The sequence below is a fragment of the Pseudomonas sp. TE3644 genome, assembly GCF_056278815.1.
Window position 1 is genome coordinate 85,300 of the sequence record NZ_JBWBQF010000001.1, and the last position, 19,916, is coordinate 105,215.

The 19,916-nt window shown below is 63.7% G+C and carries 18 protein-coding genes; 11 read left to right on the forward strand and 7 right to left on the reverse strand.

Annotated elements, in window-relative coordinates:
* Positions 1-51: 51 nt before the first annotated feature.
* Entirely contained in the window at positions 52-723 is a 672-nt protein-coding gene (locus ACZ9GA_RS00405; protein ID WP_457357965.1) for a TetR/AcrR family transcriptional regulator, read from the forward strand.
* On the opposite strand, the gene ACZ9GA_RS00410 is transcribed toward ACZ9GA_RS00405, so the two are convergent.
* The 4 genes from ACZ9GA_RS00410 to ACZ9GA_RS00425 form a co-directional block, all read right to left on the reverse strand.
* Positions 650-2,458, reverse strand: coding sequence for an FAD-dependent oxidoreductase (locus ACZ9GA_RS00410; protein WP_457357963.1), 1,809 nt, complete (start codon positions 2,456-2,458; stop codon positions 650-652). The two genes, ACZ9GA_RS00405 and ACZ9GA_RS00410, sit on opposite strands and share 74 nt — an antisense overlap.
* Before the next feature lie 122 nt (positions 2,459-2,580).
* Entirely contained in the window at positions 2,581-2,901 is a 321-nt protein-coding gene (locus ACZ9GA_RS00415) for an NIPSNAP family protein (RefSeq protein ID WP_457357961.1), read from the reverse strand.
* A 4-nt stretch (positions 2,902-2,905) separates the two neighbouring features.
* The gene (locus ACZ9GA_RS00420; protein ID WP_457357959.1) at positions 2,906-4,633 is read right to left on the reverse strand and encodes an FAD-dependent oxidoreductase; all 1,728 of its coding nucleotides are present in this window, start codon (positions 4,631-4,633) and stop codon (positions 2,906-2,908) included.
* Positions 4,634-4,643: 10 nt separating this feature from the next.
* The gene (locus ACZ9GA_RS00425; protein ID WP_457357957.1) at positions 4,644-5,453 is read right to left on the reverse strand and encodes a shikimate dehydrogenase family protein; all 810 of its coding nucleotides are present in this window, start codon (positions 5,451-5,453) and stop codon (positions 4,644-4,646) included.
* 151 nt (positions 5,454-5,604) lie between these two features.
* On the opposite strand from ACZ9GA_RS00425, the gene ACZ9GA_RS00430 reads away from it, so the two are divergent.
* Positions 5,605-6,372 carry an IclR family transcriptional regulator domain-containing protein gene (locus tag ACZ9GA_RS00430; RefSeq protein ID WP_457357955.1) on the forward strand — a complete coding sequence of 256 codons (768 nt, stop codon included), beginning with the start codon at positions 5,605-5,607 and terminating at the stop codon, positions 6,370-6,372.
* 120 nt (positions 6,373-6,492) lie between these two features.
* On the opposite strand, the gene ACZ9GA_RS00435 is transcribed toward ACZ9GA_RS00430, so the two are convergent.
* Complete coding sequence (locus ACZ9GA_RS00435; RefSeq protein WP_027981157.1) at positions 6,493-7,347, reverse strand: shikimate dehydrogenase; 855 nt, start codon at positions 7,345-7,347, stop codon at positions 6,493-6,495.
* A gap of 5 nt (positions 7,348-7,352) precedes the next feature.
* Positions 7,353-7,799: a type II 3-dehydroquinate dehydratase gene (gene aroQ / locus ACZ9GA_RS00440; protein ID WP_027981158.1), complete on the reverse strand. Its 447-nt coding sequence runs from the start codon at positions 7,797-7,799 to the stop codon at positions 7,353-7,355.
* Between the two features lie 209 nt (positions 7,800-8,008).
* Here aroQ and ACZ9GA_RS00445 point away from each other — a divergent pair, with 209 nt between their 5' ends.
* The 7 genes from ACZ9GA_RS00445 (at position 8,009) to ACZ9GA_RS00475 (ending at position 16,863) form a co-directional block, all read left to right on the forward strand.
* Entirely contained in the window at positions 8,009-8,503 is a 495-nt protein-coding gene (locus ACZ9GA_RS00445; protein WP_457363603.1) for an RNA polymerase sigma factor, read from the forward strand.
* Between the two features lie 77 nt (positions 8,504-8,580).
* Positions 8,581-8,763: a FecR/PupR family sigma factor regulator gene (locus ACZ9GA_RS00450; protein ID WP_457357953.1), complete on the forward strand. Its 183-nt coding sequence runs from the start codon at positions 8,581-8,583 to the stop codon at positions 8,761-8,763.
* Between the two features lie 240 nt (positions 8,764-9,003).
* Positions 9,004-11,724 (forward strand): TonB-dependent receptor, encoded by a 2,721-nt coding sequence (locus ACZ9GA_RS00455; protein ID WP_457357951.1) that lies wholly within the window; start codon positions 9,004-9,006, stop codon positions 11,722-11,724.
* Positions 11,725-11,733: 9 nt separating this feature from the next.
* Positions 11,734-12,444, forward strand: coding sequence for a heme acquisition protein HasA (locus tag ACZ9GA_RS00460; RefSeq protein WP_457357950.1), 711 nt, complete (start codon positions 11,734-11,736; stop codon positions 12,442-12,444).
* Between the two features lie 179 nt (positions 12,445-12,623).
* Complete coding sequence (locus ACZ9GA_RS00465) at positions 12,624-14,300, forward strand: type I secretion system permease/ATPase (RefSeq protein WP_457357948.1); 1,677 nt, start codon at positions 12,624-12,626, stop codon at positions 14,298-14,300.
* A complete protein-coding gene (locus tag ACZ9GA_RS00470) occupies positions 14,297-15,556 on the forward strand; it encodes an HlyD family type I secretion periplasmic adaptor subunit (protein ID WP_457357946.1) in 1,260 nt (419 codons plus the stop codon). Before ACZ9GA_RS00465 ends, ACZ9GA_RS00470 begins: the two co-directional genes overlap by 4 nt.
* Positions 15,556-16,863, forward strand: a complete 1,308-nt coding sequence (locus tag ACZ9GA_RS00475) for a TolC family outer membrane protein (protein WP_457357944.1) — start codon at positions 15,556-15,558, stop codon at positions 16,861-16,863. The genes ACZ9GA_RS00470 and ACZ9GA_RS00475 overlap by 1 nt, the downstream gene beginning before the upstream one ends.
* 723 nt (positions 16,864-17,586) lie before the next feature.
* Here ACZ9GA_RS00475 and ACZ9GA_RS00480 read toward each other — a convergent pair.
* Positions 17,587-18,471 carry a LysR family transcriptional regulator gene (locus tag ACZ9GA_RS00480; protein ID WP_457357942.1) on the reverse strand — a complete coding sequence of 295 codons (885 nt, stop codon included), beginning with the start codon at positions 18,469-18,471 and terminating at the stop codon, positions 17,587-17,589.
* A 164-nt stretch (positions 18,472-18,635) separates the two neighbouring features.
* On the opposite strand from ACZ9GA_RS00480, the gene ACZ9GA_RS00485 reads away from it, so the two are divergent.
* Both ACZ9GA_RS00485 and ACZ9GA_RS00490 read left to right on the forward strand, forming a co-directional pair.
* Positions 18,636-19,280, forward strand: coding sequence for a hydrolase (locus tag ACZ9GA_RS00485; RefSeq protein ID WP_416427002.1), 645 nt, complete (start codon positions 18,636-18,638; stop codon positions 19,278-19,280).
* A 64-nt stretch (positions 19,281-19,344) separates the two neighbouring features.
* Positions 19,345-19,911, forward strand: a complete 567-nt coding sequence (locus tag ACZ9GA_RS00490; RefSeq protein WP_457357940.1) for an antibiotic biosynthesis monooxygenase — start codon at positions 19,345-19,347, stop codon at positions 19,909-19,911.
* Positions 19,912-19,916 lie beyond the last annotated feature (5 nt).

Here is a 19,916-nt window from a genome sequence, read left to right on the forward strand (position 1 = left end):
GCGCTGGCCGCTCCATAATTGCCGCTGTTTAACGATGGCCGTGAGCCCAGAATGACAACAATGACAGAACGCTCCGTGGATACCGCTGAAGCCGCACCACGCAAGAGCCGCAAGAACAACCCCGAGAAAACCCGCGAGAACATCCTGCAGGCGGCAATCGCCGAGTTCGTTCAGCAGGGCCTTGCCGGTGCCCGGGTAGACGCCATTGCCGAGCGCACGCAAACCTCCAAACGCATGATCTATTACTACTTCGGCAGCAAGGAACAGCTGTACGTCGAAGTACTGGAAAAACTCTACGGCGACATCCGCAGCACCGAGGTGGACCTGCACCTGGGCGAGCTGGCGCCGTGCGAAGGCATCCGCCGCCTGGTGGAATTCACCTTCGACCACCACGATCGCAACGTCGACTTCGTGCGCATCGTCTGTAACGAAAACATGCACAAAGGCGAGTACATCAAGCAATCCTCGGCGATTCGCGCGATGAACAAGACCGTGCTGCATGCCCTCGACGAAGTGCTGGAGCGTGGCGCTGCAAGCGGCCTGTTCCGCCAGGGCCTGGACGCGCTGGACGTGCACCTGCTGATCAGTTCGTTCTGCTTCTACCGCGTGTCCAACAAGCACACCTTTGGCGAAATCTTCCAGATCGACTTCAGTGACGAGCAGCACAAGGTGCGTCATCGCGAGATGATCGTGGAGACGGTGCTGCGCTTCCTGAAGCCCTGAGGGTGTCCTGCGCCAGGCTCAGGCCTGCCAGGTAACCGAAGGTCAACGCCGGCCCCAGGGTGATGCCACCGCTGGGGTAATGGCCGCCCATCAGGCTGGCCATGTCGTTGCCCACCGCATAAAGCCCGCTGATGACCTGGCCTTGGGTATCCAGTACCCGAGCCTGGCTGTCCGTGGCCAGCCCGGCGAAGGTGCCCAGGCTGCCGGGTTCCAGCTTTACCGCGTAATACGGCCCCGTGCGCAGCTCGCCCAGTGACGGGTTGGGTGCGTGCAGCGCCTCGCCCTGGGCGCGGTTGTAGGCGGATGCGCCGCGCTGGAACTCATCGTCCCGCCCTGCCTTGGCGCCCCTGTTGAAGTTATCCACAGTGCGCTGCAATTGTGCGGCGTCGATGCCGCAGCGTTCGGCCAATTGCGTCAGCGTGCGACCCTTGCGCAGGTAGCCCTGGCGTTGCAGGCCCCAATTGGGAAACGGGAACGGTCGTGCGGCGCCCAGGCCGTAGCGGCGCTGGGCGCGGTGGTCGCAGATCAGCCAGCAGTGGGGCTGACGGTTCTCGGGCAGGGCGGCGAACAGCGCTTGCATGAAATCGTGGTAGGAGTCGGCTTCGTTGGTGAAGCGCTGGCCGTTGTCCAGCACGGCGATGAAGCCGGGTTTGGCGCGGTCCATCAGGTGGGGGAATGCGGCGCCTGCTTCCCGAGCTTCGCCCGGTCCCACAGGAGTACTGCGATCCATGTGGGACCGAGCGAAGCTCGGGAAGGCAGCGCCACGGACTACTTTAGACACAGGCGCCCAAGCCGCCGCATGAACCAGCCTGGCCACAACCCCACCCGCCTGCTCCCCAAACCGCAACCCATCCCCGGAGTTTTCCACAGGCGCCGCCGACAAATGATTGTCATGCCCGAACAGCGCGGCCATCCGCTCCCGATCATGAGCAAACCCACCCGCCGCCAACACCACCCCCCGGCGCGCCCGAACCTGCCCTGTGGACAACTGCGCCCCCACGACCCGCGCGCCTTCGTACAGCAAGCCATGCGCAGCGGCCCCAGTGCGCAGTTCCACCCCCACATCCAAGGCACTGCGCAGCAACCGCGCGACCAGCGCATTGCCGTTCACCAGGTGCATTCCACGCCCATGCACCACGCGATCACGCCAATGCCGCAGCAACCGCCCCGCCACGTAAACCGCCGAACGCAGCGAACGCGTGGCATTGAAGAAATGCGCCAGGTCCACGCCACCAGCGATGCCCATGCCGCCCAGGCTGATCAGGTCCAGCGGTGGCCGCAGCCGGTGCAGCCACGGCCCCAGCAGGCGACCGTCGAAGGGTTGGGCACACAATGATCGACCGCCGCTGGCGGCGCCAGGGGAGGCGTGCATGTCGGGCATACGGCTGCCGGAATAGAACTGCACTTGAGTGTGATGCTGGAAAAACTCGACCATCTGCGGCGCCTGTTGCAGGTAGGTCTGCAGGCGCTCGTCGAGCACGTCGGTGTGCAATTCGTGGCGCAGATAGTTCTCCACAGCGCCGGGTGTTTCCACCTGCCCGTTGGCTACCGCGAGCGGGTTGCCCGGCACCCACAACCAGCCGCCGGACCAGGCACTGGTGCCGCCCAGTTGATGATGTTTTTCAGCGACGATTACTTTCAGGCCCTGGTGGGCGGCAGTCACGGCAGCGGCCAGCCCCGAGGCGCCCGAACCAATGACCAGAACATCGCAGTCGTACAAATCGGAAGCGCTCATGGTCGCCCTTTATTTTCGTAGTATCGGGGTATCGCATTGCCTGCATCGCGACCAAGGTCGGCTCCTACGCAGCGCTCACATCCGTTGTAGGAGCCGAGCTTGCTCGCGATGCAGGCGCCGCGTTATTTAAGCGGGGAAAACGCCGTAGGCCGCATCATCCGCGACTCCAGCTTCATCACCGCATCCAGCTCCTTGTTCTTGCGGCTGAACTCCATCCAGCGGCTGTCTGCCGCCATCGCCGTGCGGCGGGCCATGCGGTCGTCCAGGCTCTCCCAGGCCCAGATATGCACTACCTGGTTGACGTCGCCGATCTCGGTGGTGAAGAAGCCGATCAACTGGCCCAGGTGTTCGGTCTGCACGGCCAGGGCATCGCTCTGGTACAGCGCCAGCCAGTCGGCCAGCTTGGTGGGTTTGAGGGTGTAGGTGCGCAATTCATAGAACATGGGATCAAGCCTCTTGTTGGGTGGGGGTGCCGCTGCGCAAGCGCTCGGCGACGTGGGTAGCGGCGATGTAGCCGAAGGTCAGGCCCGGGCCGATGGTGATGCCGGGGCCGGGGTAGGTGCCGTCCATGATCGAGTTCATGTCATTGCCGGCGGCGTACAGGCCGGGGATTGGCTGGCCTTGCTGGTCGAGCACGTTGGCGTTGGCGTCGGTGACCAGCCCGCGTGCCGAGCCCAGGTCGCCGGTCTCGATGCGGATGGCGTAGAACGGCGCCCGGGTCAGCGGCGCCAGGCAGGGGTTGGGGCGGTGGTGCGGGTCGCCCAGGGAGCGGTTGTAGCTGTTGCCGCCCTTGGCGAACTGGCTGTCGGTGCCGGCCAGGGCGTCGGCGTTGTGCTGGCGCAACGTAGCGGCCAGGCCCTTGGGATCAACGCCGATCAGGTGTGCCAGTTGTTCCGGGCTGTCGGCGCGCAGTAAGTAGCCGCCCTCGACGAGCGCGCTGTTATCCACCGGCTTGGGCCGCGCCAGGCCCATGCCGTAGGCGTTCAGCGCCTGGGCATCGGCGATCAGCCAGCACGGTGCATTGCCTTCGGCCTGCATGGCCTGCACGAAGCAGTGGTACGAGTTGGACTCGTTGACGAAGCGTTGCCCGGCGCGGTTTACCGCGATGATGCCCGGCTTGGCGCGGTCGGTGACCAGGTGCGGGAAGCGCTCGAACTCGCCATTGGCACGGCGCAATTGCGACACCGGCGCCCAGAAGAAATCTGCCGCCAGTCCCTCGCCAAGCTGTGCGCCGACGGCCTTGGCCAGGGCCAGGCTGTCGCCGTTATTGCTGGGCGGTGACATGCTCAGGTGGCCGCTGCCGGTGGCCGGGCGGCGCTGCCCGGCATCGGCTGCGGCGGCAAAGCCACCGCCCGCGCACACCACGCCGCCACGGGCCTGCACCCGCAGGCTCTGGCCTTCGTGGCGAATCGTCAGCCCGGTCACCACACCGTTGTCGATCACCAGCGATTGCGTCTGGGCGTTCAGCCACAGCTGCACGCCTTTAGCGAACGCCGTGGTGGCTAGCCGGGCGATCAAGGCATTGCCGACGGTCAGGCGAGTGCCCCGGTCGTGGCTCAGGCGATCACGGCCGTAGCGCGCCATCAGCTTCAGGCAGTGCCACAGCGAGCGCGGCGAGCGGCGGAAGCTGAGGAAGTGCTGGATATCCACGCGGTTGACCATCATGCCGCCGAACAGCAGCATCCCTGCCGGTGGTTTGCGCAGGTGCTTGAACGCTGCGCCCAGGCGACGGCCGTCGTACTCGACCATCTCCAGCGCCCGCCCGGTGTCGGTGGCGCCCGGTAAGTCGGGGTAGTAATCGGGCGAGAAGGGCCGCAGGGCATATTTCAACTCGCTGTGGCTTTGCAGATAACGCAACGCCTCGGCGCCACGGTCGATGTAGGCGTCGATCAGCTCGGCGCGGTAGCCGCGGCCGATGGTGGTCTTGAGGTAGGTGCGCACGGCGTCGGCGCTGTCGGTGACGCCCGTCGCGCTGGCCTGGTCGGTGCCATAGACCCACACGGCACCGCCCGAGATGGCTGACGTGCCGCCGAAGGTGTCGGCCTTTTCCACCAGCAGCACGCTCAGGCCGCGGCAGGCCGCCGTCGTCGCTGCGGCAAATCCGGCGGCGCCACTGCCCAGCACCACCAGATCGAAGTCATGGGTCCAGCCCGGTGAAGGTACGGGTGCGTTCATGGCCGGCTCCTCAGGCGTCTTCCGGGGTCACGCCCATGAAGGCGCCCAGGTTGCCCATCTGCGCCCGAGCCATTTCCGGGCCGGTCTGAATGCGGCAGCCTTGCGCCTTGGCCTGGGCCAGCAGGGGCGTGATCTGCGGCGAGGTCACCACGTCGGCGACCAGCGTGTGCGGTCGCAAGGTGGCTACCTGTGCGCCGGGCAGCGACATCTGCCCCGTGTCGCCCATGCCCACGGGCGTGGCGTTGACCACCAGGTCGAAGGTGCTCAGGTCAGTGTAGGTGGCCTGCACGTCCAGGCTTGGGAAGGCCTTGAGCAGCACGCCTTGCAGGGCTTCGACCTGCGCCTGGCGCACGTCCACCAGCGTCAGGTGCTGTACGCCTTGTTCCGCCAGTGCGTAGGCAATTGCCGCGCCTACGCCGCCAGCACCCACCACCAGGGCACGCTTGCCGGCGGGGTGGAAATCATGGGCCGCTGCCGCTTTGAGGAAGCCGGTACCGTCCAGATGGTCGCCCACCAGGCGGCCGTCGGCCTCGCGGCGGATCACGTTGGTCATGCCCAATGCGGCGGCGCGGTCGGTCAGCGCGTCCAGCAGCGGCGCCACGGCCTGCTTGTAGGGCACGGTCACCACGCACCCGCGCAGGTTGTTCCAGCCGCGCAGGGTGTCGATGAAGGCCGGCAGCGCCTGGGCCCCCAGGTCGATGGGCAGCATGGCGATGTCGCGGTCGTTGTCGGCGAACCAGCGGTTGAAGTTTTCCGGGGATTTAACCTGGGCGATGGGCGTGCCGAGAATGGCCACCAGCTGCGTCGAGCCGCGAATCATGTCGATCTCCTGGACCGTTGTCTGTTGTTGTCGGTCCATGGTGCGGCGAGGGGGTAGAGGCGACAACGCGGCTGTCGGCGCTTTTGGTTGTTATTCGCGGGGGCACTGCGATAATCGCAGTCATCGTCGATAATTACCGCTCGGGGTTTTGATGAAACAACCCACCATCCATGACCGCGACCTGATCGTAGGCCTGCAAAAAGGCCTGGCGCTGATGCAGTTGTTCAGCGAGGAGCATCCACGCCTGACTGTGCCGCTGGCGGCGACGCTGTCGGGCCTGACCCAAAGCGCGGCGCGGCGTTTTCTGCTGACGCTGGTGCAGGAGCGTTTCGTGGAGACCGATGGCCGCCAGTACTGGCTGACCGCCAAGGCGCTGCGCATCGGCCAGGCGTATGTCGATTCGGCGCAACTGCCGCGCATGCTGCGGCCGATCGTCGAGCAGGTGGCGCGAACCACTCAGGAGCATGTGTCGGTGGGCGTGCGCGATGATGACGACATCATTCACGTGGTGCGCAGCCGCTACAGTCACGTGTCATCGCTATCGATCCGGCCGGGTTCGCGCTTGCCGCTGTACTGCACGGCGAGCGGGCGGGTGTGGCTGGCGGCGCTGGCGGCAGATGAGTTGCAAGCCTATCTGCAGCGTGTGGAGTTGCGCGCGCTGACGCCCTATACCAAGACCACAATGGCGGCACTGGAGGACGAACTGGCGCGGGTACGCGAACAGGGCTTCTGCTGCGTGGATCAGGAATTCGAGGTGGGCATGGCGGTATTGAGCGTGCCCCTGCGGGACCGCAAGGGCGAGCTGAAGGCGACGTTGTCGATCACCACCCAGGTGGCCCGGTTAAGCACCCAGGCCATGCAGCAACGCTACCTGCCGGCGCTCTACGAAGCCCAGGCGCTGCTGCGTCCGGTGTTGTGATGCAGGGTTGCAGCTACCTCTGTGGGACCGGGCGAAGCTCGGGAAGCGATCGCCGCGGTGGTCGTGCTGTCCTCTTCCCGAGCTTCGCCCGGTCCCACAGGTGGGTGACGTCGGGCGGGATTACATGCTGTTGAAATGCGCCGTCATGCGATCCGCATCCGGCACGATATCGCTGAACAGCTCAAACGCCTTCACTGCCTGGAACACTGCCATGGTGCCGCCATCCAGCGTGCGAGCGCCCAATGCACGGGCAGTGCGCAGCAGTTCGGTTTCCAGCGGGAAGTAGACAATCTCGGCTACCCACAAATCCTTGCGCAGCAGCTCGGCCGGCACCGGCATGCCGGGCAGCTTGGCCATGCCCATCGGCGTGGTGTTGACCATGCCGTCGGCTTCGTTCATGGCCACGGCCAGGTCGCTGCCGGCGCGGGCGCGGTTGCCCGGGAAGTGCTGGTTCAGGTTGTCGGCCAGGTCCTGTGCACGGCTGGCGTCCACGTCGAAAATGGTCAGCTGCTGCACGCCTTCGATCAGCAGCGCGTGCGCCACGGCCGCACCTGCGCCACCGGCACCCATCTGCACCACGCGCTCACGCGCAGCGCCTTCCATGCCACGGCGGAAGCCTTCGGCAAAGCCCAGGCAGTCGGTGTTGTGGCCGACGCGCTTGCCGTCCTTGAGCACCACGGTATTCACCGCGCCAATGCCACGGGCTTCCGGCGACAGGTCATCGAGCAGCGGGATGATCGCCTGCTTGCACGGGAAGGTGATGTTCAGGCCGGTGTAGGCCATGCGCTGGGCGGCGGTCAGCAGTTCTTCCAGGTGGCTGGTGTCGAGCTTGAGCTGGTCCAGGTCGATCAGGCGGTACAGGTAACCCAGGCCTTGGGCGGCGCCTTCGCGCTCGTGCAGGGCAGGGGTGCGGGAAGCCTGGATGCCAGCGCCAATCAGGCCGGCCAGTACGCTGGTTTTATTGTTCTGGGACATGCGAGTTAACCTTTCTTGTTCAACAGGTGGCTGACGTGTTCAAGCGCCAACCGATAACCATGGGTGCCAAAGCCGCACAGCACAGCCACGGCCATGCCGGAGATGTAGCTGTGGTGGCGGAACGTTTCGCGCGCGTGCACGTTGCTGATGTGCACTTCGATCACCGGCAGGTCGCTGGCGGTCAGTGCATCGCGAATGGCAATGGAGGTATGGGTCCAGGCACCTGGATTGATCACGATCGCTGCGCAGCGACCGCGGGCCTGGTGAATCCAGTCGATGGCTTCGCCTTCGTGGTTGCTCTGGCGAAACTCGACCACAAGGTCGTGTTCTTCGGCAGTGCGAGCACACAGGGCAGAGACGTCGGCGAGGGTTTCGTGGCCATAAGTGGCAGGTTCACGAGTACCCAGCATATTGAGGTTCGGGCCGTTGAGCACCAGTACGGTACGGCTCATGGAGACTCTCCCTTGTTATTTTTGGTGTGAGACTGTGGAGCGAGGTGTACATAAATTGTACTAACCGGTTAATTTGGTCAAATTAATTTGTATCGCCGGTCAGCTCGATCGATCGGAGGCGGCCGTTCAACATGGTGTTACATTTGATAATGTTTCTCGATAAGCCCTAAGATGCCGCCTTCATGCGTCACTTTTTCCAGGGAATCGGTTTGTCGGATATGGAACTCACGGGCCTGTTCCTGGGCCACGCCCGCGCCTTGCGCGGCTACCTGGCAAGGCGGCTGGGCGACCCGCAACTGGCGGCAGACCTGGTGCAGGAAAGCTTTTTGCGCCTGGCCGAACAACAGCGTCTGGGCAAGCTGCAGTACTCGGCCGGTTACCTCTACCGCATCGCCCGCAATCTGCTGGTGGACCACCTGCGCCAGCAAGCCCGGCGCAACACCCACGCGGTGCCTCCCGAGGCCCTGGTGACGGTGGAAGACCCCGCCGCCTGCATCGAGCTTGCCGCCATGGCCCAGCAACAGCGCCAGGCCCTGCGCGACGCCATCGCACAGCTACCGCCCCGCACCCGCGAAGTGCTGCGACTCAACCGCCTGGAAGGCCTGACCCATGCCGAGGTCGCCAGTAAACTGGAAATTTCCGACAGCTCCGTGCAGAAGCATCTGGCAAAGGGCCTGGCAATGATCATGCAGCGTTTGCAGTGACTCTGTGGGAAATGCCCTACGACAAGTGTAGGGCGTGAATGGCATAGTAGGCCCACAACGCATCGTCGAGCCCTGCCGTGAACCAACAGCCATTACCCCCAGACCTGATCGAAGCCGCTGCCCAGTGGGTGGTGCGTCAGGATGCTGGCGAACTCAACCTGATCGAGAAAGCCGAACTGGCCAACTGGCTGGCCCAGGACCCGCGCCACGCCGAAGCCCTGGCCTTCGCCCGCCAAACCTGGTCCGCCTTGGCCTTGTAGCAGCCGACCTTGGTCGCGATTCGGCCACCGCGCGATACCAGTCACACTCGTAGCCGCTGCCGCCAGGCTGCGCTGGCCCATGAGTTCACAACAGATCCCCAGTGAGGCACAGGGCCAGCGCAGCCTACGGCAGCGGCTACGCCCAGCCATCGAAAAATAATTTACTGAGTTTCCCCCTGTCAGGCGTCTTGCTACCGAGATCCATTCTCATCACAAGAATCTGCCAACAAGGGAAGCTCAATGACTGTCATCCAACGCAAGGCAGCCCCGGTCACCCGGCGGCTGGCCCTTGCCATCCACATGGGCGTGTTCGTGCTGCTGGCCGGGGAAGGGCTGGCGTACGCCGACGAACAACGGCGCAGCGCCGCCGGCCAGCCACGCACCACCCTCTTCGATATCCCCGCCCAGCCCCTGCAACAGGCCATCGAGCAATTCACCCAACGCACTGGCCTGATCCTGCTATACGACAACCGCCTGCTGGCAGGCCTGCGCAGCACCCCCGTGAAGGGCAGCTACACCCCGGACGCCGCGCTTGAGCTACTGCTCCAGGGCCACCCGTTGATCCACCGCCGCAACGAAGAAGGGCTGATCACCCTGATGCCCCGCCCAGGCGCCAGCGATGGCGGCGCCATCGAACTGGACATGATCGACATCAGCGCCGAAGCCGAATCGACCAAGCCCGGCGACTGGGTCTACCAGCAGCCCCGCGCCGTGTCGCACATCAGCCGCCAAATGATCGACAACCGCCCCCCGCGCCACGCCGCCGACATGCTCGAGGAAACCACCGGCGTCTACACCGCCGTCAACCAGCGCGATCCCGGCCTGTCGATCAACATCCGCGGCATCCAGGACTACGGCCGGGTCAACATGAACATCGACGGCATGCGCCAGAACTTCAACGTCAGCGGCCACCAGCAGCGCAACGGCGTCATCCTGGTAGACCCGGAGATGGTCGCCGGCATCGACATCGAAAAAGGCACCCAGGCGGGTCAGGGCGGGGCGGGGGTGTTGGGAGGCATCGCCACCTTCCGCACGTTTGAGGCGCGGGACTTTCTTGAGGATGGCAAGGATGTTGGTGGGCGAGTGCGGGTGGGGCATGGGATTGGCAAGTTGGGGAATGGCACGCACTTCAATGGCAGTGGGTTGTTTGCGGTGGGGGATGAGCGTGGGGATATATTGCTGGGGGTGAGTGAGCGAAGGTTTGGGGATTATCGGGCGGGGAATAACAATGATCGGCGGTTGGGGGAGCAGTTGGGGTTTCGCGATTTATGGCCGCAGACGTTTCATGATTGGTTGGCGGCGGATGTGGATTTTATGGATGGTGCAAATCGTTCGCAGATGGTGAAGTTTGGTTTGAATTTGCCTAATGATCAGCGGTTGCAGGCTAGCTATTTGCGTACCAGTGCGGATGGTGGGACGGCAGGGCCGAATCTAGGCCCGACCTTTCTTGGCTATCGACGGATTGCCAGGGACAAAATGAACGTCCAGAACTACGCATTGGACTACAGCTACCAGCCCGAAGACCCGTTGATCGACGCTAAAGCAAAGCTGTATTTCGTCAACACTCAGCTGGATCGTTGGAGCGCCGGGAAGGCTGCGTCAAAAGACTCCGGCAATTACATTGCCCCTTTCGACTCGCAGTATCAGACCGTGACGTGGGGGTTGCAGGCTGAAAATACCGCTCGCTTTGATCATGGCGTAGCGGGTGTTTCCCGATGGACCGTGGGCGGTGAAGTATTCCACGACAGCTTTAAGCCAAAGACTGGCTACGTGCCGGCAGAAAATCAGGATACAACGCCAATCATCATTGGCGCGACCCCTCACGGCAATCGGAGCATGGCAGCCATCTTCAACAGGTTGCAGTACGAATACGGTGACTGGCTCACCGTCGACGCGGGCCTGCGTCATGACCAGTACCGAGTTTACGGGGAAGCGCACTCGACCATTTACGAGTTTCCACCGGTGGGCATCCATGAATTCATAAAACGCCCGGTTGAGCATCGTTACAACGTTGATCTCAAGGGGGGGCGCTGGTCACCAAACTTCGGCATAGGTATCAAGCCTGGGCTCGAGTGGGCACAGATCTATGGCAGTTGGGGGAGAGGCTGGCGACCACCTAGCGTAAGTGAGGTATTTATGTCGGGCAGCCCGCATGCGGGCGGAGGGAGCGCTTTATTATTTCCCAATCCCACGTTGCAACCTGAGTCCTCGGAAAACTGGGAGTTGGGGATCAATGTATTCAAACGCGCAGTGCTGTTTACTGATGACCGCTTGGCGATGAAAGTCAACTACTTCGATACGCGGATCGATAAGATGATGTTCATGATGCTGGGAGCAGTTCCGCCGCGTTCTGACATCTATAGGAGTTATTCAAATCTTGCGAATGTTAATAACCTGAAACAAGTCAGGTATCGCGGGGTTGAGTATCGGGTTGATTACGATGTTGAACGGGTTTATGCTGGGTTCACTTACACGAGAATGATTGGGCAAAACAAGTTTTGCGGTCTTGAAAATTATATGGGCGGCGCCACGAAGTGGACAGCAATCCCAGGTAATCCAGATCTGGATATATGGTCGGATGACCATCAAGCTAATAAAAATACCAAGTGTAATTATATTGTTGGGAGTGCTACCTATACGCCCGCAGATCGTGGCTCTCTAACGCTGGGTGCCCGCTTCTTCGATAAAAAGCTGGATGTGGGTGTACGCACCAGATATAGCGCCGGATTTGGCAATGACTTGGATAAAGGTGCTAAGAAGGTAAGATGGGATCTTGCCGCTTGGCCTTCTTATGTGGCCTATGACCTGTACGGAAGTTATGCGGCGACCAAGGATCTTACTGTCTTTTTGGCATTGGAGAATGCAACGGATGAAGCGTACTTTGTGCCTAAAGCCGATTTCGAGAACCTGGCAATAGCGCGTGGCCGGACATTGACGGGCACGCTGCAATACACGTTTTGACTGTTTGACTTGAAAGAACAACAAGTTTTGCCCTTGTCGGGCGAAGAAGTGACGGCTTTATCCGTCGAATGTACCAGAGGTACTGTAATGAGCATTTCTGTTAGCTACAAACCAGAGTTGGGTGCTTCCAAAATCAGCGACTACCTGCAAGGTTGGGAGGCCGGCTTCGTAACCGCCGGGCATGGTGCAGGGGCAACTGGAGGGTTTAATACCTCCAGCATGATTCTCCCTCCCACCACCGGCGATCAATACGCCACCGCAAGTAAAACCTCGAACTACGCGATGATTGCTGAGAGCGATACTGCTGATGGCCTGAACTACGTATTCAAGATGTTTGGTGCGGTGAGCCCCAACATGAATCATTACCTCTGGGGTGAGCTGGACAATGTCCAACTGGGACAGAAACTAAGTGGTGGTAAAGGCGTAGACTTTACTCTTGCTGAAAACAACGTCTCCTTCAACGGCCTAAACCTCTCCGCCCCCGAAGGCGCCGGCCGTGAAGGCAACCCCGTCCACGAAGTCGTCTACGGCCTGATGAAAGGCAACGCCGACCCTCTGGAAGCCACCCTCAACAAACTCCTCGCGGAGTACAACCTGTCCACCGCCGCAACCTTCGACCAGGTCGCAGCCGCAGCCCCCGTGGCAGCACCCGTGGCCATGCCGAACCTGGTACTGGCCAGCGCTGACCAATCCTGGTGGGACTGGGCCTTCGCTGCCTAAACCGCAGGCATAAAAAAGCGAGTGGAAGATTTCTCTCCCACCCGCTTCGCTGAAACAGCGCTGTGACCCGAGGTTCTCTAGGCCGAGGTCATGGCGCTCTTGAATTGTGGGGAACGCCGGGCATTCCGTCAACGCCGCTCGGCGGGCTCCTGTGGATATCTTTGCAAGGAAATCCCTGAATGATCCGCTCTGGCAATGAATTGCGCAGTGCGCTGGCGGCTGCCCGGCGTTCGCTGGTGGACATCGGCGTGTTTTCGGCGGTGGTCAACCTGCTGATGCTGGCGCCCGCCCTGTACATGTTGCAGGTGTATGACCGGGTGCTGGCTTCTGGCAACGAGATGACGCTGCTGATGCTGACGCTGATGATCCTTGGCGTGCTGGCGCTGATGGGGGCGCTTGAGTGGTTGCGCGGTTTGCTGGTGATTCGCCTGGGCGCGCGCCTGGAGCTGTCGTTGCAGGGGCGGGTGCACGACGCTGCCCATGCCGCGCAGTTGCGCGAGGGGCAGGGCGCGGCGGGGCTGGCCTTGCACGACCTGGCCAGCCTGCGGCAGTTCGCCAGCGGCACGGCGTTGTTCGCCTTGTTCGACGCGCCGTGGTTTCCGCTGTTTCTGTGGGTGATGTTTCTGTTTCACCCGGCGCTGGGCGGCCTGGCGCTAGGCGGTGCAGTGCTGCTGGTGCTGTTGGCGTGGCTCAACGAGCGGCTGTGCGGTGGCCATCAGGCGCAGGCCGGGCAGTTGGCGCAGGTGGCGGCCCAGCAGGCCACCGCGCACCTGGCAAACGCCGAGGCGGTGCAGGCCATGGGCATGCTCGACGCCTTGCGCGGGCGCTGGCAGGTGCAGCAGCAAGGCTTTCTGGCGGTGCATGGGCTGGCCAGTGAGCGGTCGGCGGCGGTGGGCGCCTGGTCCAAGGGCATCCGCCTGGCCTTGCAGTCGCTGGTACTGGGACTGGGCGCGTGGCTTGCAGTGAACCAGCAGATCAGTCCCGGGATGATGATCGCTGGCTCCATCCTGATGGGGCGGGTGCTGGGGCCCATCGATCAACTGATCGGGGCGTGGAAGCAATGGGGCCCGGCTCGCGACGCTTACATGCGGTTGGGGCAACTGCTCAATGACCATCCGCCAGCGCTTGATCCGCTGCGCCTGCCTGCGCCCAAAGGCACCTTGGTGTTGCAAGGTGTAGACGCCGGGCCTCCTGGTCGCAGCCAGCCGACGTTGCAGGGGCTGGCGTTCAGCCTGCCAGCGGGTAGCGTGCTGGGGGTGATCGGCCCGTCGGGCAGCGGCAAGTCGACCCTGGCGCGAGTGCTGGTGGGGGTTTGGAAACCCAGCGCTGGCCAGGTGCGTCTGGACAGCGCCGAGCTTGCCCAATGGCCGCCGCGCCAACTCGGACCACAGATCGGCTACCTGCCCCAGGATATTCAGCTGTTCGCTGGTACGGTCGCGGAAAACATCGCCCGTTTCGGCCCCGCCGACGGCGACAAGGTGCTGGCCGCCGCTGCCTTGGCCGGTGTGCACGAGCTTGTGCTGCAATGGCCCCAAGGCTATGACACCCGTCTGGGCGAGGGCGGGGCGGGGCTGTCCGGTGGGCAGAAACAACGTATCGCGCTGGCCCGCGCACTGTATGGGCTACCGGCGCTGATTGTGCTGGATGAGCCCAACGCCAACCTTGACGAAGCGGGGGAGCACGCATTGCTGGCGGCTATCGACCAGCTCAAGGCATTGCAGCGCACAGTGATCCTAATGACCCACCGGGCCAATGTGCTGAGCCGCGTCGATCACCTGCTGATCCTGCGTGACGGCCAACTGCATCGTTTTGGCCCTGCCGCGTCGGTGCTGGCCCAGCAGGAGGTGGCGGCATGAGCCCGATACCGAATGAGCGAGCAGCGGCACGCCTGGGCTGGACCTTGTTGCTGCTGGGCCTGGGGGGCTTTTTCGCCTGGGCCATGTGGGCGCCGCTGGACCAGGGCGTGGCGGTGGCCGGGCATCTCACCGTGGTGGGCCAGCGGCAGACGGTGCAACACGCCAGCGGCGGGGTGGTGGAAAGCATCCTGGTCAGTGACGGTCAGCCGGTGGAGGCCGGCCAGGCATTGATGCGGCTGCAGCAACCGATCCTGCAGAGCCAGGTACGCAACCTGCGTCAACAGTGGCAGGCGGCCGAAGCGCAGATGGCGCGGTTGAGCGCCGAACAAAACGGTGAAACACCCCAGTTCCCGGCGAACCTGGAGCCGGCTGTGCGGGCTTTGCAGCAGCAACTTTTCGAGCGCCGCGCCGGCAGCCTGCTGAGTGAACGCCAGGCGCTCAAGGCCAGCCTGCTCGGCAGCCAGGCGCAACTCAAGGGTCTGGAAGCGGCGCTGTCAGGCCAGCGACAGCAGCAACGCAGCCTGCAAGGCCAGGTCGACAGCCTGCAGGGCTTGGCCAGCGAAGGCTTCGTCAGCCAACACCGTGCGTTGGAGTTCAGCCGGCAGCTGACTCAACTGGGGGTAGCGATAGACGAGAGCCACGGGCGCATTGGCTTGCTACGTCGTCAGGTCGAAGAACAGCAAGTGCGTTACGGTCAGCTCGAAGAAACCTTCCGCCGCGACGCTACCAGCCAGTTGGCCGATACCCGCCAACAGGCTGAGGACCTGCGCCACCGTCTGGCCGTGGCCGAGCGCGAATTGGCCGCCAGTACCTTGCTGGCGCCGGTGGCCGGGCGAGTCAGCGGCTTGCAGGTCAGCACCTTGGGCGAAGTGGTCAAGCCCGGCCAAGTGCTGCTCGACATCGTGCCACGCGGCAAACCCTTGCAGGTGGAAGCGCGGCTTGCCGTGGAGACGGTCGACAAGGTGCGCATCGGTTTGCCGGTAGAGTTGCTGTTCCCGGCTTTCAACCAGAGCACCACGCCGCGCGTGTCCGGCAGGGTGACCCTGGTGGGCGCCGATCGCCAGCAGGACGAGCGCACGGGGGAGCCGTACTACCTGCTGCGTGCCGAGGTCAGCGGCCAGGCGCAGCTGGCCGGTCTGACCCTGCAACCGGGCATGCCGGTGCAGGCGTTCATCCGCACGGGTGAGCGCTCGTTGCTCAATTATCTGCTCAAACCCCTGCGTGACCGCAGCCGCCTGGCGCTGGTGGAGGAATGATGAACGCACGGATAGCTTATCTACTGATCTGCCTGGCCCCCGGCGCCCAGGCCCTGAGCCTGTTCGACGCCTACCAGTTGGCGCAACGCAATGACCCCGCCTGGCAGGCCGCCACCGCCGCCCGCGACGCGGGGCTTGAGCAGAAGGCCATTGGCCGAGCTGCCTTGCTGCCCACCCTGAACTGGAGCTACAACACCTCACGCAACCAGTCGGAGGTGAGCCAAGGGGCGCAGCGCCAGGATCGCGATTACCGAAGCCATGCCGCCACCTTGAGCCTGCAACAACCGTTGCTGGACTTCGATGCCCTGGCCCGCTATCGGCAAGGCAACGTCCAGGCGGACATGGCGCGACGGCAATGGAAGGGTGAGCAACACGTATTGCTGGCCAAGGTCGTGCGTCTGTACAGCAACGCCTTGCTCGCGGCCCGGCGGGCGCAGTTGGTTCGTGAGCGCAAGCATGCCCTGGGCGAGCGCCTGGCGCTGAATCAGCGGCTGCTGACGGGCGGCGCGGGTACCCACACCGATGTACTGGAAACCCAGGCGCGGCTCAATCTGGCGGTGGCCGAAGAGATCGAGGCCCTGGACGCCCAGGATGTGGCTGCACGCGCGTTGCAGGGTGTAATCGGGCAGCGGGTGGCCCTATCGCAGTTGCAACCGCTGGCAGAAGGATTCGCGTTGCCGTCCCTGACACCCGCCGACTTCGACAGCTGGCAGCGCCTGGCCTTGCAGCGCAACCATCAATTGGCGGCGCGGCAGCAGGGTTTGGCGGTGGCAGAACAGGAAGTACAGCGCCAGCGCGCCGGTCATCTGCCCAAGGTCAGTCTTTACGCCAGCAGCAGACAGTCACAATCGGAATCGGAAAACACCTACCAGCAGGCCTTCGACACCCACAGCATCGGCCTGCAAGTCAGCGTACCGCTGTTTGCCGGCGGCGGCGTCAGCGCAGCGACCCGCCAGGCGGGCAGCCGTCTGTCCCAGGCGCGGCATGAACTGGACGGCCAGATCGTCACCACCCTCGACAACCTGCGCCGCCATTACAACGCGGCGCGCAGCGGCCAGGCGCGGGTGGCGACCTACGGCCTGGCCGCCGCCAGCGCCGAAGCGCAACTGCACGCCACGCGCAAAAGCCTGCTGGGTGGCGAACGCATCAACCTCGACGTGCTGGATGCAGAACAGCAACTGTACCGCGCACGGTTGGAGCTACGCGAAGCGCAGCATGCCTGGCTGCTGGCCTGGGTAGACCTGCAGGCCACCGCTGGCACCTTCGACGAAGACGGCCTGCGCCAGGTAGCCAACCATTTTCGCTGACACCTCAACCCGTAGCCGCTGCCGCCAGGCTGCGCTGGCCCTGAGCCTCACTGGAGATTTTGAGTGTTCACACCGGCCAGCGCAGCCTGACGGCAGCGGCTACACAGCAGCAACGGCCTTGTGGGAGCTGGCTTGCCAGCGAGCTCTTAGGGGCACAACAGCCATTTCCGCTCTGTGGGACCGGGCGAAGCTCGGGAAGGGGGCAGCAGGATTATCGAGTCGTCTGCTTCCCGAGCTTCGCCCGGTCCCACAATCTTGGAACTCAATAACCTGCGCCGCCATCACAACGCGGCCTACGGCATGGCCACCGCCGGCACCTTCGACGAAGACGGCCTGCGCCAGGTAGCCAACCATTTTCGTTGACGCCCCAACCCGTAGCCGCTGCCACCAGGCTGCGCTGGCCCTGGGCCTCACTGGAGATTCTCAGCGTTCACACCGGCCAGCGCAGCCTGACGGCAGCGGCTACACAGCAGCAACCGCCTTGTGGGAGCTGGGTTGCCAGCGAGTTTTCAGGGCCTCAGCCATTTCCGCTCTGTGGGACCGGGCGAAGCTCGGGAAACAGGCAACGCGGATAACCTAGCGGGCCCCTTCCCGAGCTTCGCCCGGTCCCACAGTGGTGTGCCGTCTTAACACTGCGGGAGAACGGGGGGCGCCCAGCCCTTGCGCGCGATGAGGCCCTATCTGACACCCCGGTGCCTGCATCGCGACCAAGGTCGGCTCCTACTACGGCGCCAAATGCGCCACCATGAATTCGATAAACGCCCGGGTCTTCTGCGGCACCCGTCGCGCCGACGGGTACACGGCGTTGATGCTGATCGGCGGCGCCTGCCATTCGCACATCACCGCCACCAGGCGCCCCTCGGCCAGGGCCTGTTCGACAATGAACGCCGGCAACAGCGCAATGCCCATGCCGCCCTCGGCCGCGGTGGCCAGCAGGTCGCCATTGTTGGCGTGCAAAGGCCCGGTCACGTGCACCCGCTGGGTGTCGCGGCCGTTGCTCAATTGCAGGCTGACGCCACTCTGCAGGTAGCCATAGTTCAGGCATTTGTGCGCGATCAGGTCTCGCGGTTCCTGCGGCGTGCCATGGCGCTCCAGGTAGGCCGGCGAGGCCACCAGCACCCGCGGCGCCGGGGCCAGTTGCTTGGCCACCATGCTGGAGTCGCCCAGGCTGGCGATGCGGATGGTCACGTCGAACCCGCCGCGCACCGGGTCCACCTGCTGGTCGCTGAGCACCAGTTGCAGCTCGATCTGCGGGTGCTGTTCATGAAACAGCGGCACCAGCGGCCCCAGCTTGCATAGCCCGAACGACATCGGGGCGTTCACCCGCAACACCCCACGCGCCTCGCCCAACCCACTGCGCGCACGCTGCTCGGCCTCGTCCACCGAGGCCAGCACTTCACGCACCGCTTCGTAGTACTCGGCGCCCGCCTCGGTCAGGTGCAGGCTGCGGGTGGTGCGCTGCAGCAATTGCACGCCCAGATCCTCTTCCAGCGCCTGTATCTGCTTGCTGATTTTCGAGCGCGGCACGTCCATCGCACGGGCCGCTGCGGCGAAGCCGTTTTCGTTGACGGTGGTGACAAACGCGCGCATGGCGTCGATACGGTCCATCGGTGTCCCCAAATTGGAATCAATGATTCTCAATTCTAGGGAATTGTCTCAGATATTGCACGCGCATACATTAGCACCAAGCCGGACGCACACAGCCCCCCAAGACGGGCACCAGCGTCCGCCACCTCAAACCCGAATACTCGACATCTGAAAAGGAATACACCATGTCCATCCGCGAACTGCTGAACCCAACCAACGCCGCCCTGATCCTGATCGACCACCAGCCTCAAATGGCCTTCGGCGTGCAGTCCATCGACCGTCAGACCCTGAAGAACAACACCGTGGGCCTGGCCAAGGCCGCCAAGATCTTCAACGTGCCGACCATCTACACCTCGGTGGAAACCGAAAGCTTCAGCGGTTTCATCTGGCCGGAGCTGCTGGGTGTCAACCCAGGCCAGAAGCCCATCGAGCGCACCTCGATGAACAGCTGGGAAGACGCCAAGTTCGTGGAAGCGGTCAAGGCCACCGGCCGCAAGAAGCTGATCATCGCCGCCCTGTGGACCGAAGTGTGCCTGACCTTCCCGGCGCTGGAAGCCATGGCCGAAGGCTATGAGGTGTACATCGTGACTGACGCCAGCGGCGGCACCACCCAGGAAGCCCACGACATGTCGGTGCAGCGCATGATTCAGGCGGGCGCGGTACCGGTGACCTGGCAGCAAGTGCTGCTCGAATTCCAGCGCGACTGGGCCCACAAGGACACCTACGACGCGGTCATGGGCCTGGTGCGCGAGCACAGCGGCGCCTACGGCATGGGCGTGGACTACGCCTACACCATGGTCCACAAGGCCCCCCAGCGTCAGGTCAACTAAGCTCAGCGCCCGGGACCGCAAGGCCCCGGTTCGCCTTACCGCATCCGTGTGAAAGGAGTCAGGCATGAACATCGAAATGGCAGATGGCGTAGTCACCCTGCTGGTTCGCCACCGCGTCAGCAAAGGCCGCGAACCGGCTTACGAAGAATGGCTGCGCCGCATCATCGGCACTGCCCGCAGCTACCCCGGCCATCTGGGCATCGATGTCATGCGCGGCCAGAGCGAGGGCCTGCAACTGTTCACCAGCGTGCTGCGCTTTGCCAGCACCGAACAGCTGCAAACCTGGCTCGACTCCAGTGACCGTCTGCGCTTGGTGGAAGAAGCCAAGCCCATGCTGGCCGACGGCGACCAGCTGGAAATCAACAACGACCGCGAGTTCTGGTTCACCCCGGTGGACGCCGGCGCTGCCCAGCCGCCGCGCTGGAAGCAGGCCTGCGTGACCTTCATGGTCATTCTGCCGCTGAGCTTCATCGTGCCGCTGCTGTGGGGCCCGATCTTCAACCTGATTCCCTGGCTGGGCGGCTATGCCCCGGCCAATACCGTGATCACCCTGAGCGTCGTGCTGCTGGTGGTCTACGTCTTCATGCCGCGGGCCACCCGCTGGCTGAGCGGCTGGCTGCAAGCCCGTTGAACCCG

Bases quoted from the DNA above. Each gene is read 5' to 3' on its own strand.
- ACZ9GA_RS00405 (WP_457357965.1), top strand. From the start codon at position 52: ATGACAACAATGACAGAACGCTCCGTGGATACCGCTGAAGCCGCACCA.
- ACZ9GA_RS00410 (WP_457357963.1), bottom strand. From the start codon at position 2,458: ATGAGCGCTTCCGATTTGTACGACTGCGATGTTCTGGTCATTGGTTCG.
- ACZ9GA_RS00415 (WP_457357961.1), bottom strand. From the start codon at position 2,901: ATGTTCTATGAATTGCGCACCTACACCCTCAAACCCACCAAGCTGGCC.
- ACZ9GA_RS00420 (WP_457357959.1), bottom strand. From the start codon at position 4,633: ATGAACGCACCCGTACCTTCACCGGGCTGGACCCATGACTTCGATCTG.
- ACZ9GA_RS00425 (WP_457357957.1), bottom strand. From the start codon at position 5,453: ATGATTCGCGGCTCGACGCAGCTGGTGGCCATTCTCGGCACGCCCATC.
- ACZ9GA_RS00430 (WP_457357955.1), top strand. From the start codon at position 5,605: ATGAAACAACCCACCATCCATGACCGCGACCTGATCGTAGGCCTGCAA.
- ACZ9GA_RS00435 (WP_027981157.1), bottom strand. From the start codon at position 7,347: ATGTCCCAGAACAATAAAACCAGCGTACTGGCCGGCCTGATTGGCGCT.
- aroQ (WP_027981158.1), bottom strand. From the start codon at position 7,799: ATGAGCCGTACCGTACTGGTGCTCAACGGCCCGAACCTCAATATGCTG.
- ACZ9GA_RS00455 (WP_457357951.1), top strand. From the start codon at position 9,004: ATGACTGTCATCCAACGCAAGGCAGCCCCGGTCACCCGGCGGCTGGCC.
- ACZ9GA_RS00465 (WP_457357948.1), top strand. From the start codon at position 12,624: ATGATCCGCTCTGGCAATGAATTGCGCAGTGCGCTGGCGGCTGCCCGG.
- ACZ9GA_RS00470 (WP_457357946.1), top strand. From the start codon at position 14,297: ATGAGCCCGATACCGAATGAGCGAGCAGCGGCACGCCTGGGCTGGACC.
- ACZ9GA_RS00475 (WP_457357944.1), top strand. From the start codon at position 15,556: ATGAACGCACGGATAGCTTATCTACTGATCTGCCTGGCCCCCGGCGCC.
- ACZ9GA_RS00480 (WP_457357942.1), bottom strand. From the start codon at position 18,471: ATGGACCGTATCGACGCCATGCGCGCGTTTGTCACCACCGTCAACGAA.
- ACZ9GA_RS00485 (WP_416427002.1), top strand. From the start codon at position 18,636: ATGTCCATCCGCGAACTGCTGAACCCAACCAACGCCGCCCTGATCCTG.
- ACZ9GA_RS00490 (WP_457357940.1), top strand. From the start codon at position 19,345: ATGAACATCGAAATGGCAGATGGCGTAGTCACCCTGCTGGTTCGCCAC.